15 protein-coding genes are annotated in these 19418 nt (G+C 51.1%); 2 read left to right on the forward strand and 13 right to left on the reverse strand.

The genetic code is table 11. The features are described 5' to 3' along the window. Nucleotides 1-16: 16 nt before the first annotated feature. The 8 genes from JOD20_RS07335 to tilS all read right to left on the reverse strand — a co-directional run bounded on the left by JOD20_RS07335 (nucleotide 17) and on the right by tilS (nucleotide 10407). Nucleotides 17-1624, reverse strand: a complete 1608-nt coding sequence (locus JOD20_RS07335; protein ID WP_204754640.1) for a PP2C family protein-serine/threonine phosphatase — start codon at nucleotides 1622-1624, stop codon at nucleotides 17-19. Between the two features lie 19 nt (nucleotides 1625-1643). Further along, the gene (locus tag JOD20_RS07340) at nucleotides 1644-3035 is read right to left on the reverse strand and encodes a serine/threonine protein kinase (protein ID WP_204754641.1); all 1392 of its coding nucleotides are present in this window, start codon (nucleotides 3033-3035) and stop codon (nucleotides 1644-1646) included. 18 nt (nucleotides 3036-3053) lie between these two features. Continuing rightward, entirely contained in the window at nucleotides 3054-4244 is a 1191-nt protein-coding gene (locus JOD20_RS07345) for a vWA domain-containing protein (RefSeq protein ID WP_204754642.1), read from the reverse strand. A 4-nt stretch (nucleotides 4245-4248) separates the two neighbouring features. After that, on the reverse strand, nucleotides 4249-5085 hold the full coding sequence (locus tag JOD20_RS07350) for an FHA domain-containing protein (protein ID WP_204754643.1): 837 nt from the start codon (nucleotides 5083-5085) through the stop codon (nucleotides 4249-4251). Between the two features lie 330 nt (nucleotides 5086-5415). Then, a complete protein-coding gene (locus tag JOD20_RS07355) occupies nucleotides 5416-6174 on the reverse strand; it encodes a YebC/PmpR family DNA-binding transcriptional regulator (protein ID WP_204754644.1) in 759 nt (252 codons plus the stop codon). Between the two features lie 156 nt (nucleotides 6175-6330). Then, nucleotides 6331-8286: an ATP-dependent zinc metalloprotease FtsH gene (gene ftsH, locus JOD20_RS07360; RefSeq protein ID WP_204754645.1), complete on the reverse strand. Its 1956-nt coding sequence runs from the start codon at nucleotides 8284-8286 to the stop codon at nucleotides 6331-6333. 128 nt (nucleotides 8287-8414) lie between these two features. Further along, on the reverse strand, nucleotides 8415-8957 hold the full coding sequence (gene hpt / locus JOD20_RS07365; RefSeq protein WP_054533471.1) for a hypoxanthine phosphoribosyltransferase: 543 nt from the start codon (nucleotides 8955-8957) through the stop codon (nucleotides 8415-8417). After that, entirely contained in the window at nucleotides 8947-10407 is a 1461-nt protein-coding gene (gene tilS, locus JOD20_RS07370; protein WP_204754646.1) for a tRNA lysidine(34) synthetase TilS, read from the reverse strand. The genes hpt and tilS overlap by 11 nt, the downstream gene beginning before the upstream one ends. Nucleotides 10408-11238: 831 nt before the next feature. Between tilS and lepB (JOD20_RS07375) the strand changes: the two genes are divergently transcribed. Both lepB (JOD20_RS07375) and lepB (JOD20_RS07380) read left to right on the forward strand, forming a co-directional pair. Beyond that, nucleotides 11239-12027 (forward strand): signal peptidase I, encoded by a 789-nt coding sequence (gene lepB / locus JOD20_RS07375; RefSeq protein ID WP_204754647.1) that lies wholly within the window; start codon nucleotides 11239-11241, stop codon nucleotides 12025-12027. Then, entirely contained in the window at nucleotides 12024-12764 is a 741-nt protein-coding gene (gene lepB / locus JOD20_RS07380) for a signal peptidase I (RefSeq protein WP_204754648.1), read from the forward strand. Before lepB (JOD20_RS07375) ends, lepB (JOD20_RS07380) begins: the two co-directional genes overlap by 4 nt. Before the next feature lie 52 nt (nucleotides 12765-12816). Here the strand turns inward: lepB (JOD20_RS07380) and JOD20_RS07385 are convergent, their stop codons facing one another. The 5 genes from JOD20_RS07385 to JOD20_RS07405 all read right to left on the reverse strand — a co-directional run bounded on the left by JOD20_RS07385 (nucleotide 12817) and on the right by JOD20_RS07405 (nucleotide 19107). Continuing rightward, nucleotides 12817-13683 carry a PIG-L family deacetylase gene (locus tag JOD20_RS07385; protein WP_204754649.1) on the reverse strand — a complete coding sequence of 289 codons (867 nt, stop codon included), beginning with the start codon at nucleotides 13681-13683 and terminating at the stop codon, nucleotides 12817-12819. Between the two features lie 65 nt (nucleotides 13684-13748). Continuing rightward, a complete protein-coding gene (gene pgl, locus JOD20_RS07390) occupies nucleotides 13749-14471 on the reverse strand; it encodes a 6-phosphogluconolactonase (RefSeq protein ID WP_204754650.1) in 723 nt (240 codons plus the stop codon). Next, entirely contained in the window at nucleotides 14468-15580 is a 1113-nt protein-coding gene (locus JOD20_RS07395) for a glucose-6-phosphate dehydrogenase assembly protein OpcA (RefSeq protein ID WP_204754651.1), read from the reverse strand. The genes pgl and JOD20_RS07395 overlap by 4 nt, the downstream gene beginning before the upstream one ends. Before the next feature lie 12 nt (nucleotides 15581-15592). After that, nucleotides 15593-17119 carry a glucose-6-phosphate dehydrogenase gene (gene zwf / locus JOD20_RS07400; protein ID WP_204754652.1) on the reverse strand — a complete coding sequence of 509 codons (1527 nt, stop codon included), beginning with the start codon at nucleotides 17117-17119 and terminating at the stop codon, nucleotides 15593-15595. Between the two features lie 92 nt (nucleotides 17120-17211). Further along, nucleotides 17212-19107: a sensor histidine kinase gene (locus JOD20_RS07405; protein WP_204754653.1), complete on the reverse strand. Its 1896-nt coding sequence runs from the start codon at nucleotides 19105-19107 to the stop codon at nucleotides 17212-17214. Nucleotides 19108-19418 lie beyond the last annotated feature (311 nt).

The following is a 19418-nucleotide window of genomic DNA, read 5'->3' on the forward strand; positions in this document are numbered from 1 at the left end:
ATTCTAAACCGCCTTACTACCATACTGTTAATCGAGTATTACTACCACCTGGTGGTGGTGGTGGTGGTGGTGGCGGTGGTGTTTCAATAATCTTGGTTGGCTGTGGCACATCGGTTGGGCGTTCGGTTGGGCGCGGTGTATTGGTTGGTGGTGGGGCTTCCACCGGTTTTGGACAGCCATTGCGCGATGGATCGCCTGGTTCGTTCGGACAAGCATCACGATCATCAGGAATCGTATCGCCATCGCTATCGGCAACTGCTGGTGGCGCGGTTGGCTCAACTGGTGCTGGACAGCCATTGTTTGGCCCAGCTACGTCGGGACATGCATCAATATCATCAACAAAGCCATCGCCATCGCGATCGCTTGGGGCTGGTGGGTTGGTTGGTTGCACCACTGGTGGGTTGGTTGGTTGCACCACCACTGGCGGATTGGTTGGCTGTACCACCACTGGCGGATTGGTTGGCTGGACCACTGGTCGGTTGGTTGCCTCTGGGCGTACAGTTGGGTTGATGCCTGGTGCAGTGGTTGCTTGGGGGCCAAGCGTATCCGTTGGAACGGGATTTTCGGTTGCTTGCCGAATCAATTCGGCTTCAGCGGTCGCGGTTTCCGCAGGCAAGGTAACGGTGGCAAATGTACCATTATCCAGCATAATCACTGGGCGGGTTGGAATGACAACCGCATTGCGGCCACTGCCATTGGGGTTAACCTCGTCGCCGCCCATAAACACGATCCCGCCGAGTAGGGCTGCGACCAACAAGACAACGCCCAGAATCCCGCCTAAAGCTCCCCATTGAATTGGAGCTGGCCCATTGCGCACAACCACGTTGGTAATGTTATCGTGGCCGCCGCGCTCATTGGCAAGGCTAATTAATTCAGTTGTGGCATTTTGGGGTGCATTTTGGGTGGCAATTTTGCCAATTTCCTCTGCTTGGACCCCATCGGAAAGCCCGTCCGAACACAGCACAATCACATCATCTTTGCCCAAAACCAGCTCATCGCTGAAGTGGGGCGTTACCTCAGGATCGCCCATGGATTGCCAGAGGCTTTTGTTCATGGCGTTGACGTGATCTTTGGTTTGGACGGCGCGATCGTATTCGGTATTATTGGCGCGGAACAAATAGCCTTTGCTATCGCCAACATTCGAGAAAATGATCTTGCGCAGGCTGCCTTCATCCCACACCAAGGCCAGCACTAAAGTTGAGGCGCGGTTGGTATTGCCAGCCTCTTTATAGACCATTTTGGTTGCATATTGAATCGAAGCATTCAGCTGTTCTTGTTTGTTTTTATAGCTTTTGGGGTCGCTATTGTAGAAAAACTTGGTTGTATATTCAACAACAGCGCGACTCGCTAACTCGCCATCATCGTTGCCGCCGACTCCATCGGCCACGACATAGAGTCGCCCATGGCTGGCCAGCAACTTATGATCGATTTTAACACTAAAACCGGTTGCACCGCCGCCGCGGATTTTGGCGAAAAGTTCAGTTACCCCATTGACCAATTTGGTGCCAACACTGCGTTCATCGGCATGTCGCCATGCCAAATTATCTTCGTTGTTGTTGCGTTGTCGCCCAACATCGCTTTGACCATAGACCACGAGATTGGGCAGATTAGCTGCTTGACTCATTGCAAAGCTCCTTGGTGGCCTATTGTAAGACGGTTTCTGGTAACCATCCTGTTTCTCCATCGCTGATACGTTGTACATTAAACCATTTGCGTCGATCACCGCTGATAGTGCTAGGCGTTTCATTAATCACACGAAACTTCTGGCCTGTCAGGGCTTGGCCGCTTTGCAGGGCATTTGCACTCCCATCGCCTGGTTGTGCCCGTAAAATATAGGCTTGGGTTAGCGTCACTTCACGGCTACTGGCTGCCGTCGGTTCAACAATTGGTGGTAAGGTTGAGGTTGGAATGACCTCAATCGTGACCGTTGGAAAACCGCCAGTAACTGTGCTTGCTGCTTCTGGGAGGGTCAAGGTTGGTGGAAGTGCTGCCTGATCGGGCGTTGCTTTGCCTGATGGAACAGGCGTATCATCGCCACCAAAGAATAAAAAGAGCACTGCAATTAAAACCAGAGCACTAATCGCCCCAATACTAATCATCGTCGAGCGGCGTGAGTTGCTCATCGGCATGCTTGGGGCGGCAAACGCAGCGCCATCGTTGCGCAAGGCTTCGTGCATGGCCATGCTGAAGGCAGCGCAGGAGCTATAGCGATCGGCTGGCTCAAACGCTGTCGCTTTTAAGAACACCTCGATTGCGGTTGGATGTTTGGCCAAGTTTTTGCGTATGCGCTCGCTCTGGGCCGCTAGTTGTTGGCGATAGCCGGTATTCCATGTCGCCAAGGCTGCTTGATAAATTTGTGGGTCATCCGACTCTAAGCCTTTGATTTTTGGCGGCTTGATGGTTGGAATCGTATCGCCCGTCAGGAAGTAGTAGACCACTAAGGCCAAGGCATATTGGTCGGTGGCTGGCACTTCATGCCCAGTATATTGCTCAGGAGCCATATACGGCGGCGTGCCAAAACCACGTTCATCAACCAAGGCAAAGCGCTCGTGCGAAGCCACGCTAAGGTCAATCAGAATCGCATCGTGCGAGGCTTTATCGACCAAAATGTTATCGGGCTTTACGTCACGGTGAATAACTGGGCTATCTGGGTGGGCAATATGCAAATAATCCAAGGCGCTGCCAATTTGCTCGGCAATTTGCAGCGCAATGGTTTCGCTTTTTTGCTTAGATAATTCTTTGTTGCTATAGGCATAGACAAACGTCGTGGCCAGCGTATATGGCTCGTCACGCACGTTACTATGCACAAAGCCGATCACATGCGGATGCTCGGCTTTTTTCAGCAAGCGTTCCTCATTCATAAAATACTGACGAACCTGAGGAAGTTTATTCGTCAGAAATTTAAGCGCCACTTCTTCACGATGGCCATCATCGTGGTTGATGATCGCGTGGTAGACCGGGCCAGAAAGCCCTTCGGCCAAACGATCATCAACAATCTCATAGCGCCCATATTGTTGACCTGCAACAAGATGCATTGGCGATCCTCCGATAGCCTACTTACCAGCCCCTGGCTCAATCCGAGTTGGGCGACGGCGGGTGGCGGTTGCTAAAGCAGTGGTAACTGCTGCCAAAATAATTGCGGCGGGAATGCCACGCAGCATGTAATCTTTTTGAATTTGACTCAGTGGGATAAACTCCGATGTGGTTGTCAATACGTCAGTTGGAATCGGCAAGGTTGAGCTTTCCCAGGTTTGGCCAGCAATCGTAACCTTAACTTGGAAGGTATGTTGTTTGTCGTCACGGGGAGCTGTATGGACAAATGCCACATCATAGCCTGTGCGGTTAACGGGCTTAACTATGGCTTTGTAGGCTTGTTCCATATTCATAGGCCGCACATCGGCCCCCCCAGCAACATAGCGTCCGTTAGTGCTGCTGGCCAAATTTGGCAATTGATTGGTTGCTTTATCCAAGTTTTCTGGCTTGCCAATGCCTACTGCAATAATAATCGTATTATTTTTGTTGGCAATATCGACAATTTGGCTGAACAACCCAGCACTATCCGGCGTAACTGAACCATCGCCAAAAACGATTACATAGCTATCGGTGCCACGTTTTTTGGCCTCGGCAGCAGTTGCAGTCACAGCCTCTAAAACTGCGCCATACAAGTTGGTTGCGCCGTCGCGGGGTGGCTCAGTTCGCAAAACCCCAATAATTTTATTGTGGTCGCGATCAAACTCAGGCGCATTGGCTGGGCGCGTCGCTTGGCTGTTCGATGAACGCGGAATAAACAAGCCAATCGATTCAGGGTCGTTGGGCGAAACTGCATTACCAAGGTTAATCCAGCCTTCGGCAGCAGTGCGCACTTCGCCAATAAAGGGATCACCCAAAGCCACGCTCAAATCAGTCACCAAGCCGATGGTTGCGCCCGAAGCCCGTAACACATTTTGGCTATCAAAGGGGATCGTATGGCTGGTTGGATGGGTCGCATCAGTGGTAATCGCATTCATCACCATTTGCGAATCAGTCAGCAATTGACCATCTTGATAAATCGCTATATCGCCAGTTTCCAAGGGTGGCACATCTTGGCCAGTTGCTGTGTTGGTGACCCGCATTTTGAAGTTAACGACCCGATCATCAAGCAATTGAGCATCGGTGAGTTTCACTTCATAGGCTGCTTGGGCATAGGTCAAAACAGGCGAGAGTAGCAGCAAAGCAAGGCTACAACGCAAAATCCACGTTTTCATGGGGTTATGCTCCTGTATTAAACTCAAATAACATTTCTACGGCGTTGTCTTGGTTGGGGTCGCCTAAATAGAGCATATCGCCATGTTCGAGTGGTACTGGTTGCCCATCGAGCATGAAGCCTTGACCATCGCGGACCAAGAAGGTGCCATTGGTGCTGCCAAGATCAACAACTGCAATTTGATTTTCTTCCAACACGAATTTGGCATGCGTCCGTGAAACAATCACATCGCTAACTTGAATATCACCTTTGCTGCCAATGGTGAAATCAGGTCGCAAGGCTTCGATTGAGCCTTTCCGTGAACCATTGTTAATCGTTACTGAGCCATAGGGTGCATTAATCCGCCCGCCGCCACCAGCCCCGCCCCGTCGCCCAAAGGCTCTGGTCGCAATATTGGTGATCGTTTTGGTTGCATTGCGAATCGCTGGGCTGATAACTGGCACTTCGCTGCGCGAAAGGCTCGTCAGAAGTAATGGCAAGGTTAGGGTAATTCCTAACACTCCCCATAAACCAAACGTGTTCAGGTAATTGCCGAGCACAATCGCATCGTTGCGTGCAAAATCATTGGCATTTACGGGCATGCTATAGCCAACCCGATTAAGCGCGCTCTTCAGGGCGCTTGCAATATAGGCTGATGGGAAGATGAGCAAAACTGGGATTGTCGATAAAAAGAGGGTTAAGAAGCGATTATGGACTTTTTTGATTTTGCGGGCAGCAAAAATCGCCAAGAACAGGATCGATAGTGCCCAAATTAAAGCCGGAAGCGCAATCGTCGGATACCACCAGTCATAGGTGATCTGCCCCATTTCCTTAATTTTTTGCCAGAACTCGAATTCGGTCATCGTGCGTCTCCTCGTGAGCTAGCGGATAGTGCTGGATAGTGCTGGATGAGGCGGGAGTGTGCGCCTCTGGTTGCAATTGCGCTGTATACCATGGTGCTTAACCTGTAGATATAGCTCCATGCCGTACTTCTGCGACATGAAGTTGAGGCGTATCGTAGGTTGTCCATAGGACTTCTGGTTAGCTAGGGTTTGGATAATCGTCCCTGATTATACCAGAATCGCCTTGTTTTGTTTTACTCTTTGGCTTGAATTTTACGGGGATAATACAAACTTAAACAAAATCAGCACAGCCTCAGACTGTGCTGATTTATGCTGCTCACGATTGATTAACTAGCCTTGTTCTGCATATTTTTCGGCTAATTCATCGGAGATTTCTAAGTTGCTATAGACTTTTTGCACATCGTCGAGATCTTCGAGCCGCTCCATAAGCCGCAGAATCTGGAAGGTCGTGGCTTCGTCTGCTTCCATGATTGTTTTGGCCAGCATGGTTTTTTCGGCAGTGCTGATTTTGAGGCCTTGCTCGTTGAGTGCATCGCGCACCGCAGCCAGTTTGCTAAATTCGGTGTAAACAATAATCGTATCGTCGTTGACGATCACATCATCTGCATCAGCATCAATCGCCAACAAGGTCACTTCATCAGGGTCGGTTTTTTCAGTCCGATCAATGTTGATCAAACCTTTAATATCAAACATCCAACCGACCGAGCCACCTTCGCCAAGCGTGCCGCCATTTTTGTTGAAGGCAGTGCGGATTTCAGAGACTGTGCGGTTACGATTGTCGGTCGCAGCATCAACGATAACCGCAATCCCACCTGGGCCATAGCCTTCGTAGGTTACTTCTTCGAGCGCCGCTTCACCGCTTACGCCAGTGCCGCGATCAATTGCCCGTTGAATGTTATCCGCTGGCATATTATCGGCTTTGGCCTTTTCAATCGCCAAGCGCAGCCGAAAGTTCATATCAGGGCTGCCGCCGCCTTCGCGGGCTGCAATCGTAATATCACGGGCGATTTTTGTCCAGCGTTGACCTCGGCGTTGATCAAGAACCCCTTTTTTGCGGCGAATTTCATGCCATTTTGTATGCCCTGACATCGGAAAACTCCTACGGTTGACAATTAAGCACACAGATTGTGCCACTCAATCATTAGTTTTTGTTGACCATTATAGCGTATGCCTGAGAAGATTGGCAAAAAATTGGCGCAAGCATAATTGCCTGCGCCAATTCTCAATTAATCATTCGAGCGAGATTTAGATGCGTTGCTTGGGCAAAGCGTCGTTATAAGCTCCGTTGTTGGAGTTATATTGCACCACTTCATCAAGCAAATTGCGTAATGGCTCGCCATCGAGGTTTTCATGCTCGATCAAAGCTTCGGCCATGCGGTTCATCACTTCGCGATTGCGCTCTAAGATCGCGCGGGCGCGTTCGTGGCCTTCGCTGACCAAGCGGCGCACTTCCGAATCGATCTTGCGTGAGGTTTCTTCCGAATAGTTGCGTTGTTCGCTGATTTCGCGGCCTAAGAAGATCAACTCTTCTTTTTCGCCAAAGGCAATTGGCCCCAGCTCCGAACTCATGCCATAGCGGGTAACCATAGCGCGCGCCATGCGGGTCACTTGTTGAATATCGCCTGAAGCGCCAGTTGTAAAGTCGCTCAGCACCAATTCTTCAGCGGCCCGACCACCAAGCGCCACCGCAATTTGGGCTTCAAATTGCGAAACGCTCATGTAGCTTTGGTCTTCGTCAGGAATCATCAAGGTGTAGCCACCTGCCATCCCACGAGGAATGATCGTCACTTTATGCACAGGATTTGCGCCTGGCATAGCTTTCGCAACAATTGCGTGCCCAGCTTCGTGGAAGGCGGTCAACTCTTTTTGCTTTGGTGTCATCACGCGCGAGCGGCGTTCTGGGCCACCAAGCATAATCCGTTCGGTTGCATCTTGCATTTCTTGCATGGCGATGCGTTTCTTCGAGCGGCGTGCAGCCAAGATAGCGGCTTCGTTGACGATATTGGCCAGATCAGCACCAGATGAGCCTGGGGTCAATTTGGCAATTGCTTCCAAATTAACATCTTCGGAAAGTGGCTTGCCTTTGGTATGCACTTTGAGCACTTCGACCCGTCCGCGCATATCAGGAGCATCCAACACCACTTGGCGATCGAAACGGCCTGGGCGAACCAAGGCTGGGTCGAGCACGTCAGGGCGGTTGGTGGCGGCGATCACAATCACATTGGTGTTGCTATCGAAGCCATCCATTTCAACCAAGATTTGGTTAAGCGTTTGTTCGCGTTCGTCGTGCGAGCCACCAAGGCCAGCACCACGTTGGCGACCAACTGCGTCAACTTCGTCGATAAAGACGATACATGGTGCGTTGCGTTTGGCTTGTTCAAACAAGTCGCGGACGCGGCTTGCGCCAACCCCAACGAACATTTCGACAAATTCCGAGCCGCTGATTGAGAAGAATGGCACGCCTGCTTCACCGGCAACTGCGCGGCTGAGCAAGGTTTTACCAGTCCCTGGAGGGCCGACCATCAAAACACCACGCGGAATCCGCGCGCCAAGTTGGGCGAATTTCTCAGGAAATTTAAGAAACTCGACCACTTCGGTTAAGTCTTGTTTGGCTTCTTCTTGGCCAGCAACATCAGCAAAGGTTACTGATGGTTTATCGCCAGTGAACATGCGAGCTTTGCTCTTGCCAAACGACATCGCTTGGTTGTTCGAGCCTTGCGCTTGGCGCATGAAAAAGACGAAAAAGCCAATCAGCAACAGCGTTGGCAGCAAGAAGGTCAAAGCTGCACCTAAAATCCCGCCCCATGCTGGAGCCGATTTCGGGTTGAACTTAACCTTGGCGGCGTTTTCCAACGGTGCGGCAATTGCAGCTTTATTTTCTGGGTCTTTCAGCTCTGCAAGTTTGCTCGCATCTTGGGCTTTTTGCGAAAGTAACTCTTCGATACTTTCAGTCGTGCTGTTTTTATGTGAGATATAGGTAACTGGTGGCGTGTCGTTGGTGGTTGCGCGAAACTCGATATTGCCCTCGGTTTGCACGATTTCGGCAATTTTACCTTGGAGCGATAAATCGAGAATCTCGCTGTAGCTCTTTTCACTGGTATTGCCAGGACTACCATTGATGTATTGATAGAAGAGCGCCAACGCCGCCACTACGATGATCAAATACACAAAACTGTTGCGTAAGAAGCGATTTTCACCCATCGCAGTATCTCCTGAACGTGCGCACACGCTCATAAAATTTTGCTGCACTCCATGTGGAGTACAGCGACCTTCAAAAATTATACCAAAGCGCTACCTACCTAGCAAGGGAAAGCCTTGTTAGCAATGTGTTAATGTGTATAAACACGTGGGCTTAAAACCCCAATATAAGCCAAGTTGCGATAGCGTTCAGCATAGTCCAACCCGTATCCCACCACGAATTCGTTGGGAATGTCGAAACCACAATAATCAACCTGCACATCGACGTTGCGGCGTTCAGGTTTATTGAGTAAGGCACAAATCTCTAAAGCAGCTGGGTTGCGCCGCAAAAGCATATCATGCACATACTTTAATGTTAAGCCACTATCAATAATATCTTCAACGATGATCACATGCTTGCCAGCAATATCAAGATCGAGATCTTTGTTCAAACGCACCACCCCAGTGCTTTCGGTGCTGGCTCCATACGATGAAACAGCGATGCAATCGTAGGCAACCTCGCGGTCGAGCGCACGCATCAAATCGGCCATGAAAATCAGCGAACCTTTTAAGATGCCAACCAACACCAGCTCTGGCGCGTTAACCGTTGCTTGGGCAATTGCTGTGCCAAGCGCTTGAATCCGGTTTTGGAGTGTCGCGGTATCAATTAATACCCGTTCAAGATCAGGATGCATCGGCGTGAGTATCCTCCAAGGTTATCAGCAAAAAGCGGGTTGTTTCGGGCGTAGGGTGGGCATGTTCGGCCATCAGCAGGCCTGGAATCCAGAGAATGCCAACATTATCGACAAATAATGGCCATTGAGCACGCAATTCGCGTGGCAACCGCATATCAACCATAATATCTTGGATGCGGCGTGAGCCAATGCCTCCAGCAGGCCGCATGCGATCGCCTGGGCGACGTTGGCGTAACAGCAATTTGCCTTGAATCGCATCGGCATCGAGCAAGCCTTGCCAGCGCGAAAGGTTGTATTCTGGTCGACTTGGCATCAATTCCATAATCACCCGCCAGCGTTCATCTGGCAGCGGAGTCATGCCTTGTTGGTTGAGCGGCCACTCATCGATGCTCAATTGTGGCTCGTCGTTGGTTGGTTGCATGGTGGTGGCGACGGTCATCGTCCAGCCATGCGGCTTGCGATGCAGCACCAAATTATGTGGCATCTGGCAAAACAGTTGCATGCTGTTCATTGCACTTAACGCATGGTCAAGCTGTGAGGATGTTAATTCTTCGCGCTCAGGCCGCAGCAGATGAACCGCGCGGCGAATTGCATGGCGCTGCAAGGCAGGATGCATATGGTTCCATTGCTCGCGATGAAAAGTAATCGAGCCTGGCTCAAATTCAATTAAGCTTTGCCATTGGCGATCCAGTTCGCTTTGCATATAGTCGGTTTCAATCGCTGCCAAGCGGGCTGTGCGCGCCAAGGCCGAAACAACTTTGGCATTGTACTCGCCAAGCAACGGCAAGAGTTGGTGGCGAATTCGGCCACGGGTATATTCAAGTGAGTTATTGGTCGGGTCGCGGCGTGGATCTAATTGTTGCTCATCGCAATAGGCCTCAATTTCGTCGCGGGTAATGTTGAGCATTGGGCGAATCAAAGCTGGCCCGGTTGTTTGATGCGGCATGCCAGCGGTCACCCGCCAACCAGCCCACTCGGTGCGCGGGCGCATTGCGCTCAAGCCGCTTGGGCCTGTGCCGCGCAACACGTGCAACAAGACGGTTTCGGCCTGATCATCTGATTGATGGCCAAGCACAACCGCATCTGCTTGTTGTTGCAAGGCAACCTCGGCCAAAAAACGATAGCGGGTGGCACGGGCAGCGGCAGGCAGCCCAACATGAAATTGTTTGGCAATTTGGTCAACATCGCGCAGTTCGATCGTCGCGGTTAAACCCCAATCGGCAGCTATCTCGGCCACAAACGCCGCTTCAGCAGCAGATTGTTCGCCGCGCAAGCCATGATCAAGGTGGGCGACATGCAAACGCCAGCCATAGGGCACAGCCAAGGCGGTGAGGCGATGCAAAAGGGCTAGCGAATCGGGGCCGCCCGAAACCGCCACCACCAAACATGCTGCCGAGGCAAGGCGACCATCGCGAATCAGGGTTGTTTCAATATCGAGTAGTTGCGACATAGCTGGGTTCTCGTTGCCAAGTGGTGCCACGCTTGATGATAGCACATTTTTGCGGCTAATTCGATCAATCGTAGGGTGGAGTTGTTGGGGCGAGTAGTCAGGGGCCAGGGATCGGGGAATCGGAACCGCGAAGAACGCGAAGAGCGCGAAGTTGTGAAGGTAGGGGAATCGATACGTCAAAACAATCCACAACGTGAATATTCGGGGGTGCAGGGGGATGAAAACCCCCTGCGTCTCCCGCCTTGAGGCGGGACGGAAGGGTGGTGAAACGCTGAGAAGGGATTGGTTGTTGGGAATCGGAACCGCGAAGAGCACGAAGGGCACGAAGGGCCAGAAACCACGAAGAACGCGAAGAGCACGAAGAAGGTTTAAATACAGAGGAAATGAGGCTATGGGCTAATGGGCTAGCGGAAAACAAGGGGTTTAGCAATCCATGGTTTCTATTGGATGGAAAACTGATCCCCAGCCCCTAGCCCCCGACCCCTAGCCCGAAGGGTGTTGCTGATTAGCACTTGATTAACAACCGATGGGAACCAAATTACCTATGTTATGCTGATAGAAGCCAGCTTGCAGCAGACCGTTCTTGGAACAAATAACCGTTATTAGGCGTTGTTCAGCTGCCTATCAGTTAACGGCCCATGGAACCGTTAACATTGGCCGACTGACGGCATGGGCTTTGCTTTAAATTGACAGCAATTGGGCTTGGCGGCATACTAGATGATCAATCCCCAATTTGGTCAATTAAAATCAAGACTTCTAGGGCAGGTTTGGCCAAAGTTGGTATGCTATAATGCCGCGCAGCGACTTAATTCAGGGTGTAAGGATAATTCAATGAGTTCAACACCGCTTCGGGATCGGATTGATCAACGTGCTCATCATGATCCAAATCCATTAAAACCAACTCGGCTTGAGCCAGCCCCGCCACCAGAAGAACCGGTGGATTTAGACGAGGCTGCTGCGAAGACCGTTCCCCAACGTCGCGGCTGGTCGGTCGTCAAAGAGATTATCGAGACGGTCGTTTTTGTGCTTTTGGTCTTTTTTATTGTGCGTGGGCTATTGCAAAATTTTCGCATCGAAGGTTCTAGTATGTTTCCAACCATGCACGATCAGCAATATATTTTGGTCAATAAAGCCTTGTATATGCACTTCGACTTAAATGCCCCATTACGCTTGCTGCCTGGCCGTGGCGAGCTTGAGCAAAATGTGGTTTATCCTTTCCGCAAGCCACAACAAGGCGATATTGTGGTGTTCTTGGCTCCCGAATCGGCCCACGACGAGCCAGATAAAGACTATATCAAACGGGTGATTGGGGTTGAAGGCGATAAAGTTACCTTGCTTGATGGCCAAGTCTATGTTAACGATCAATTGCTTGATGAATCGGAATACCTTGATGCTGGCACCCAAACCAATTGCAAAGGCTACGCTGCAACCTGCACCGTCGATGTGCCAGCGGGCCATGTCTTTGTGATGGGTGATAACCGCAATAATAGCAGCGACTCGCGCGAATGGGGGCCATTGCCGCTTGATAATGTGATTGGCAAGGCTTGGCTCTCGTATTGGCCCAAAGAAGATTGGGGCATTGTGCAAACCCCTAGTTATGTATCACCAACAGATCAATGAACGATTTCGAGCAACCTGAAGTAAAAACAACCCGTTTGGCGCTTGATGATACGCTACCGTTGCCGGTTGCAGCTCCAAGCGCCGACGAAATTGCTTGGCTTGAGCAATCGCAAACCCCGTTGCCAGCCCCGCCAACACCTGCGCCACAACGCCCGCGTTTGCGTAACTCGTGGCAGTTGTTTGCTAGTTTGATTTTGAGTTTTTTGATCTTGCGCAGTTTGATTCAAAATTTTCAAATCGAGGGCGAAAGCATGGAGCCAACCATGCAAACCAAACAATATGTGTTGGTCAATAAAGCAATTTATGCGCATCTCGATTTAAACGCGCCCCTGCGTTTGTGGCCTGGCAATGGCGATGTGCCCAAGAAATTTCTCTATTTGCTGCACCCGCCTGAACGTGGCGATATTATTGTGTTTCTTGCGCCCCCTGCTGCCCACGATTTGCCCGACAAAGATTATATCAAGCGCGTGATTGGGGTTGGTGGCGATACAATCCGGATTCGCGAGGGCAAGGTTTGGGTGAACGAGCAGCAATTAACCGAAGAGTATATTGGCGAGGTTGACACCCTCTGTGATGCCCATTGCGAGCTAACCGTGCCAGAAGGCCATGTCTTTGTGATGGGCGATAATCGGCCATCTAGCAGCGATTCACGGCGTTGGGGGCCGTTGCCCTTAGAATATGTAATTGGCAAGGCGTGGGTTAGTTATTGGCCCAAAGAGCGCTGGGCTAGCTACTAATCAATTAATAAAATGAGGCTGGGCGATGATTTCGCTCAGCCTCATTTTTGAATTAACGAATCCCTAGCAAAAGATCGGTTTCATACTCTTCGCGTTCGGGCAAGCTCACCCGCGATTCGATCAGCGAAAAATGTTCATGGCTCAGCAAATCGCCGCGTAACTCCTCGGGCAAAGCCAAAAAGCCCCATGTCGGCGCAATTTGGGTGCGATGCTCAAGCAACGATTGCAATTTTGTCGTCAGATATTGGCTAATTTCAATCGCGGTGGTTGTGCGTGGATCATCGACATACCGTTCGAGATCGGTTTCTGGATCATCGAGCGGCGTTTTATCGCCCCGAGCTTGCATATATTCCCAGGCTTTGCGCCAAATCGAGCGCCGATAGGCGGTGTAGTAGAGTTTCTTTGGTTCCCACGCTGGGCCAGCCTCGGGAAACTGCTCGGGATCGCCTGCTGCATGGAAGGCAGCAACCGTGATTTTGTGGGCCATAATATGGTCGGGGTGGCCATAACTGCCATTTTCATCGTAGCTAATCATCACATCTGGTTGATATTGACGCACTAAGGCGACCAATCGCGCGGTGGCTGCTTGTAAATCAGCTTTGTTAAACGATTCAGGGTGATCGTTGGCTGGGGTGTTGATCATGCCCGAATCGCGGTAGGCCAACTGATGAAACTCGGTGATATTGAGCAGCGCAATCGCCTTTGCCAATTCCACATCGCGAATTTCGGCCAAGCGCTCTTTGTTCTCAGGCGTGTTTAATTCGGCATCTACAATTTCGCCTTCTTCGCCACGAGTACAGGTTACCAAAACGACCCGCACTCCTTCCTCGTGATACTTCAGCGCAATGCCGCCTGTTGAAATCACTTCATCATCAGGGTGGGCATGCACAAGCATAATCGTTGGTCGATGGTCAGTCATGAACATTCCTTTCAATGCTATGGTGCATGCCTACTATTGTGCCACGAAAACGCGTTAACGATCAGTTAACGTTGCAGCTGGCTGGCCGCCGCTTGGTCGATTAGCCAATCGGCATTGCGAATTAGGCTGGCAGGATAGTTTTGATAGTTGCCGTTCTGTTCGATTAGCTCGCGAATGACGCTGGCTTTATCATCGCCTGCCGCCAAAAAGAGCTTGCTGCGGGCATTATTGATCACTGGCGCAGTTAGCGAAATGCGATATTGCTTGAGTTTGGCAACCCATGTTTCAGCCACCAACACATCGTCGCGGCCTAAAATATCGCTTTCGGGAAAGAGCGAGGCGGTATGGCCATCGTTGCCCAAGCCAAGCAACATCGTATCGAATTGCGGCAATTGGCCTTCGGCTAGCCCAAAGATGCGTTTGATTTCATGGGCATATAAGCTGGCGGCGCTTTCGGGAGCCAACTCGCCACGAATTCGCAGCACATTGGCAACCGGAATCGGAATGTGATCGATTAAGGCAATTTTGGTCATGCGATAGTTGCTTTGGGCATCGTCTGGCCCGACGCAGCGCTCATCGCCCCAAAACAAAAATGCTCGACCCCAAGAAATCTTGTGCAAATATTGGGGGCTAGCTAGCAATTCAAACAGCGCTTTGGGGGTTGAGCCACCAGACAGCGCGATGATCCAACGCCCGCGTTCGGCAATGGCGGTTTGAGCCTCGGCAACCAGCCGATCAGCCGCGAGAATCATTAATTCCTCGCGGCTTGGGGCAATCTGCAGCGTCATACATGCGCTCCATGAGGATCGGTTGCTTGGGCAATTGCGGCGACAATCGCCAATGCCCGTTCATAAATCCGATCATGACTATACATATTCAATTCATTTAAGAGCAAGAGACTATCGCTGGGATTCGGCAATTCGCTCATTTGGCAGCGGGTTTCGCTATTAAGCCGCAGGTTGGCGAGCAAGGCTTGTTTGTTGCTGCTGCGGCCAACCGTGATTGCGGCTTTGTGCTTGGCAGCTTGCAGTTCGATAAACGGCACTTCTTCGCCAGTTCGATCGCTGGTTTGCATGCTGATTGTGACCGTGCCATTGCGATGTTTGAAATTGCAAAGCAAGGTTTCGCTATTGCCGCTTGCGCTGACCAGTTGCCAATCGAGGCAGGTTGCGATCCAGCCGATGCTGAGCAAGCCTGCTGCTTGATGTCGCCCAGTGGTTACTTTGATACTGCTGATGTTTTCGAGCACTGGGCGCATCGCCATAGCATCGAAAATTTGCGCAAATGCTGTGCGCCACGGAGTCAAGCGTGCCCAAGTCAAATCGCTGACCGCATCGGTTTGGTCGCTGGTCATCATAGTGTTTAAGCGCGCCAAATCCGGCAATGGATCGAGAAAATCAGCCGAATCCATAATCCAGCGATCGGCGTGGGCAAAGAGTTGGGTGCGCACGTTGCTGGCTGGGTGCAACGGCCCTGGCCACCAGACAAACAAGGGCAAATCGGAAACGACCAAGGGTAGCACCGTGCCCGGCAAGCGGCGGCGCATCTGTTCGCCAACTGCGAAGGTAATTTGCTCGCAACACACTTGCTCGTGTTCTTCGCTGCTTGGTTGGCAAACCGTGCTGACCCACGCGCTAAGTTCCTCAGGCTCGTTGGCAGTTTCGATCAAAATTGCGCGACAGGGATGCACGCCAAAGACTTGGGGCAAGGCGGTCCGAATCCGCTTGGCCAATTCTTGGTTTGCGCCATAGCCAATCACGGTCATGGTGCAAACGCGGGTCATCACATGGTTGGCATCGCGATGCTGATCGCCTAAATCACGCCACAAATCGCGCAGTTGGTCTTCTATCTCAGCAACATTCGCTGGACGCGGGCTATTGGAAATTTCGCCCATCATAGTTGCCACCTCCTACAATTTGCGCCACTCGCGGCCATCACGTTGCATAAATTGATCAGATTCATCTGGACCCCATGTGCCTGCCTCGTAGTGCGGCAATTGCTTCACCTCATCGTTTTCCCAGCGTTCGAGGATGGGTGTCATCAAGGCCCATTGGGCTTCGACCTCATCGCGGCGGGTAAACAGGGTCGGGTCGCCAAGCATGGCATCGAGCAATAAGCGTTCGTAGGCTTCGGGCGCAGCTATCCCAAACGACGAGCCATAGCGAAAATCCATATTAACGGGATGGATAATCATGCGCTGGCCTGGTTGTTTGGCACTAAATTTGAGCGTAATGCCTTCGTTTGGTTGAATGCGAAGCGCGAGTACGTTCGATTCAATGTCATCGCGAATTTCGGGGAAGAGTAGCAACGGCGGTTTTTTGAATTGAATCGCAATTTCGGTGACTCGTTTGGCCAAACGTTTGCCAGTGCGCAGGTAGAATGGTACGCCAGCCCAGCGCCAATTGTCGATCTCGAATTTGAGCGCAACGAAGGTTGGGGTGCGTGAGGCGGGGTTAACGCCCTTCTCAGCTAAGTAGCTTGGCACTTCATCGCCATTGATACTGCCATGATCGTACTGAGCACGTAGCGCATTCTGATCAACATCAGCAGCGCTCATCGGGCGAATCGCATGCAGCACTTTAACTTTCTCGCTGCGCACTTCATGCTCGTTGAACTCAACCGGCGGTTCCATGGCGGTCAGGGTCAGCAATTGCATCATATGATTGGTGATCATATCGCGCAACGCGCCAGCTTCCTCATAAAACCCAGCGCGACTGCCGATGCCAAGGCTTTCAGCGACCGTAATTTGCACATGATCGATGTAGTTACGGTTCCAAATTGGCTCGAAAATGGCGTTGGCAAAGCGCGCAACCAACAAGTTTTGCACGGTTTCTTTGCCAAGGTAATGGTCAATCCGATAGACTTGGCTTTCATCAAACGCGCGGCTGACCAGATCGTTGAGTTCTTGCGCCGATTTGTAATCGTGGCCAAATGGCTTTTCGACGATAATTCGCGACCAGCCATGGCTTTGTTCGGTCAATTTGACCTTTTGCAAGTTGCTAATCGCATCGTCAAACCACGATGGCGGGATTGCCAAGTAGAACAGCCGATTGCCGCCAGTGCTCCGTTGCTGATCGATTTGTTCGAGGCGACTGGCAATTTGCTCGTAGGTATTGATGTCGCCAAACTCGCCGCCAACCCAAAACAGACCTTCGGCAAAGGTTTGCCAAACTTCTTCGTTAATGGGCTGAACGCGCGAGAATTGCTCGGCACTTTTGCGCATCTCAGCGCGAAAATCATCGTCGCTCCATGGGCGACGGCCAACGCCAAGCAAAGAAAAGCCTGCGGGCACCATGCCTTCGCGGGCCAGATTATAGAGTGCAGGCAATAATTTACGGGCAGTGAGATCTCCGGTTGCACCAAAAATCACCACAGTACATGCTTCAGGGGTGCGAGCAATTCGTAAGCCTGCTCGCAAAGGATTTGGCTGGTCCACAAGCCCTCCTTAGGAACCACGCATAATGACAGGGCTACATCCTTCCTAGTAGCCCCGTTGCGTTTATAGCATAGCACTGTTTTGCAAAATGTTTAGTAATTGTTGGTGGCAGCTATAACGCTTTGCCGCGGCACAGCGAGGGTAAACGTCGAGCCAATGCCTGGCTCGCTCCAAACCCGAATATCGCCGCCAAGCAGCCGCGCCAAATGGCGACAGAGCGCTAAGCCCATGCCCGTGCCATCGTAGCGGCGGGTGCTTGAGGCATCAAGTTGGCTGAATTCAGCAAATAGCAAGGGTAAATGCTCGTGATCGATGCCAATTCCCGTGTCGCAAACCTCAAAGGCAATCATTTCGGGGTCGAGGCTATCGGGCGCAATCGTTAGGCGCACTTGGCCTTGGTCGGTAAATTTGTTGGCGTTGTGCAGTAGTTGGAAGATAATCTGGCGGACTTTTGAGCTATCTGAATAGACCCAGCTTGCATCTGGATCGAGCTTAATTTCGAGTTGGTTGTTGCGTTTTTGAAATTGAGTGCGCAAACTCAGTTCGAGCGAATTGGTCACCATTTCGAGGTCAACATCGTCGTAATGGACGTTTGATGCGCCTGATTCTAAATTTGCTACCTGCAAAATAGTTTCGATGACGTGTAGCAAATGCCTGCCAGCGCTGCGTACTTGACGGGCATCATCAGCAGATTGTTGTTGGTCAGTTGCGCTTAAATCGTCGATCAGCAGCTCGCTATAGCCAATAATTGCATTCAGCGGCGTGCGCAACTCATGGCTCATCATGCTCATAAAGGTGCTTTTGGAGCGACTAAACACCTCGGCGGCTAAGGCGCTGCTTTTCAAACTATGAATCTCTTGACTATCCTTGAGCAATTGCTGGGCTAAGCGCACCAGCTGTTGCACATGGTTGATGGTGGCATTAATTTGCTGCGCGCTAAATGGGCGAATTTGCTCCAAGGCGATGCGATAGCGCTCCCAATCGAGGCCTAGCTCTTGAGCATAACAACGATGCCATTGCCAATCGATCGGATCTTGGGCGATAAAATTGCGATTTTCAATCGTGCCTAAAACCGTGTTATTGCTGATGACTGGCACGACCAGCCAGACCAAGCCGCCATGATGCTGGGCGATGACTGGTTGCTTGCTGGCGTAGGCTTGCTCGCGGGCTTGTTCAATCGTTTGGCCAAGCTTGCGCCAACCAGCGTGCTGACCAATCAGTTGATAGAGCGAATCGTCGGCGAAGCATTGGCGTTGGCTTTCGTGGAAGCGTTGATAATGTTGCGGCTCCAAGAAATGGTCAAGCCCTAGTCCGGCGTTGGTTTGCAAATCGAAGGCAATATTAGTTAAATCGCGCAGGCTGGATAACGTGTCCCACAAGGTATTGGCTGGCAGCAAATCAAAAATAGCAGGCAAGGGTTGCTCAATATGGCGCAAATGGGCATTAATGCCTTCGCAGGTCGTCCAATCGGCGGCCAAATAGGCCATGGTGGTAATTTGCGGCTGGCCGCTGGGCTGGCCAATCAAACGAATTGCGCTGGTACGCACTGCATTAAAATGGGCTGCATAGGCACCGAAGGGCTTGCGATCGCCACGTTGCGGGCTAAAATGATAATTTGGCGTAATTTGTAAATCTTCGACATTGTGCCATGTGCCCTCAGCATCGCGATATTGCACTTGCAGCGAAGTCCACCAGCCATGATCATCGAACATGGGGCCATGCATCCAATACACCACGTTTAATTTGGTAGGTTTGGGAAACGTCAGGGCATACCAATCGGGCGCATTATCGGGCTTAATCTCATAGGTATCGAACCAATGGCGATAATTGCCGCGCTGTGGGCCGAATAATAAAAAGCGCGGATCGTCAACGCCATCGCCCGCAGGGTGGCGTACCGAGCAGCTGGCGCGCACGCCGTAGGCATAACTTGCCAAGTGTTGAGGCGATGTCCGCCGAATACAGGTTGGATGATCGAAGAGATAATGCATAGCTGGCCCTCCCAAATGCCCGTGATAGCATGTATTGTACCTAGCTACGATGTTGGATAGAATTGATTTTGCTGATACCTTAGTCCCAACTGTAGGGTGGGTTTTTACCTATGCCGATCTCAAGCCTAGGGCATGACCATAGTTTTTGTGGCTCAATTGGCTAATTTGCTCAATTATTGGGGAATTGGAGCCGAGGAATCGAGCCTATATTTCAATTGTTGTCAAAGCTTCACTTGACGAGTTAAGTATATGTTGCTAAAAATGAAGCCTAATGCTAGAATAGTAATTAGAATCATTCTAAGGTTGAAGCA

It is taken from the genome of Herpetosiphon giganteus (genome assembly GCF_016907925.1).
Taxonomy (GTDB): domain Bacteria; phylum Chloroflexota; class Chloroflexia; order Chloroflexales; family Herpetosiphonaceae; genus Herpetosiphon; species Herpetosiphon giganteus.

What these genes read in the sequence shown, in the direction of transcription:
- hpt (WP_054533471.1), bottom strand. Translation starts at nt 8,957, where the DNA reads ATGCATCCTGATCTTGAACGGGTATTAATTGATACCGCGACACTCCAA.
- ftsH (WP_204754645.1), bottom strand. Translation starts at nt 8,286, where the DNA reads ATGGGTGAAAATCGCTTCTTACGCAACAGTTTTGTGTATTTGATCATC.
- tilS (WP_204754646.1), bottom strand. Translation starts at nt 10,407, where the DNA reads ATGTCGCAACTACTCGATATTGAAACAACCCTGATTCGCGATGGTCGC.
- JOD20_RS07355 (WP_204754644.1), bottom strand. Translation starts at nt 6,174, where the DNA reads ATGTCAGGGCATACAAAATGGCATGAAATTCGCCGCAAAAAAGGGGTT.
- JOD20_RS07395 (WP_204754651.1), bottom strand. Translation starts at nt 15,580, where the DNA reads ATGATGGGCGAAATTTCCAATAGCCCGCGTCCAGCGAATGTTGCTGAG.
- JOD20_RS07405 (WP_204754653.1), bottom strand. Translation starts at nt 19,107, where the DNA reads ATGCATTATCTCTTCGATCATCCAACCTGTATTCGGCGGACATCGCCT.
- JOD20_RS07340 (WP_204754641.1), bottom strand. Translation starts at nt 3,035, where the DNA reads ATGCATCTTGTTGCAGGTCAACAATATGGGCGCTATGAGATTGTTGAT.
- JOD20_RS07335 (WP_204754640.1), bottom strand. Translation starts at nt 1,624, where the DNA reads ATGAGTCAAGCAGCTAATCTGCCCAATCTCGTGGTCTATGGTCAAAGC.
- lepB (WP_204754647.1), top strand. Translation starts at nt 11,239, where the DNA reads ATGAGTTCAACACCGCTTCGGGATCGGATTGATCAACGTGCTCATCAT.
- JOD20_RS07345 (WP_204754642.1), bottom strand. Translation starts at nt 4,244, where the DNA reads ATGAAAACGTGGATTTTGCGTTGTAGCCTTGCTTTGCTGCTACTCTCG.
- pgl (WP_204754650.1), bottom strand. Translation starts at nt 14,471, where the DNA reads ATGACGCTGCAGATTGCCCCAAGCCGCGAGGAATTAATGATTCTCGCG.
- lepB (WP_204754648.1), top strand. Translation starts at nt 12,024, where the DNA reads ATGAACGATTTCGAGCAACCTGAAGTAAAAACAACCCGTTTGGCGCTT.
- JOD20_RS07350 (WP_204754643.1), bottom strand. Translation starts at nt 5,085, where the DNA reads ATGACCGAATTCGAGTTCTGGCAAAAAATTAAGGAAATGGGGCAGATC.
- JOD20_RS07385 (WP_204754649.1), bottom strand. Translation starts at nt 13,683, where the DNA reads ATGACTGACCATCGACCAACGATTATGCTTGTGCATGCCCACCCTGAT.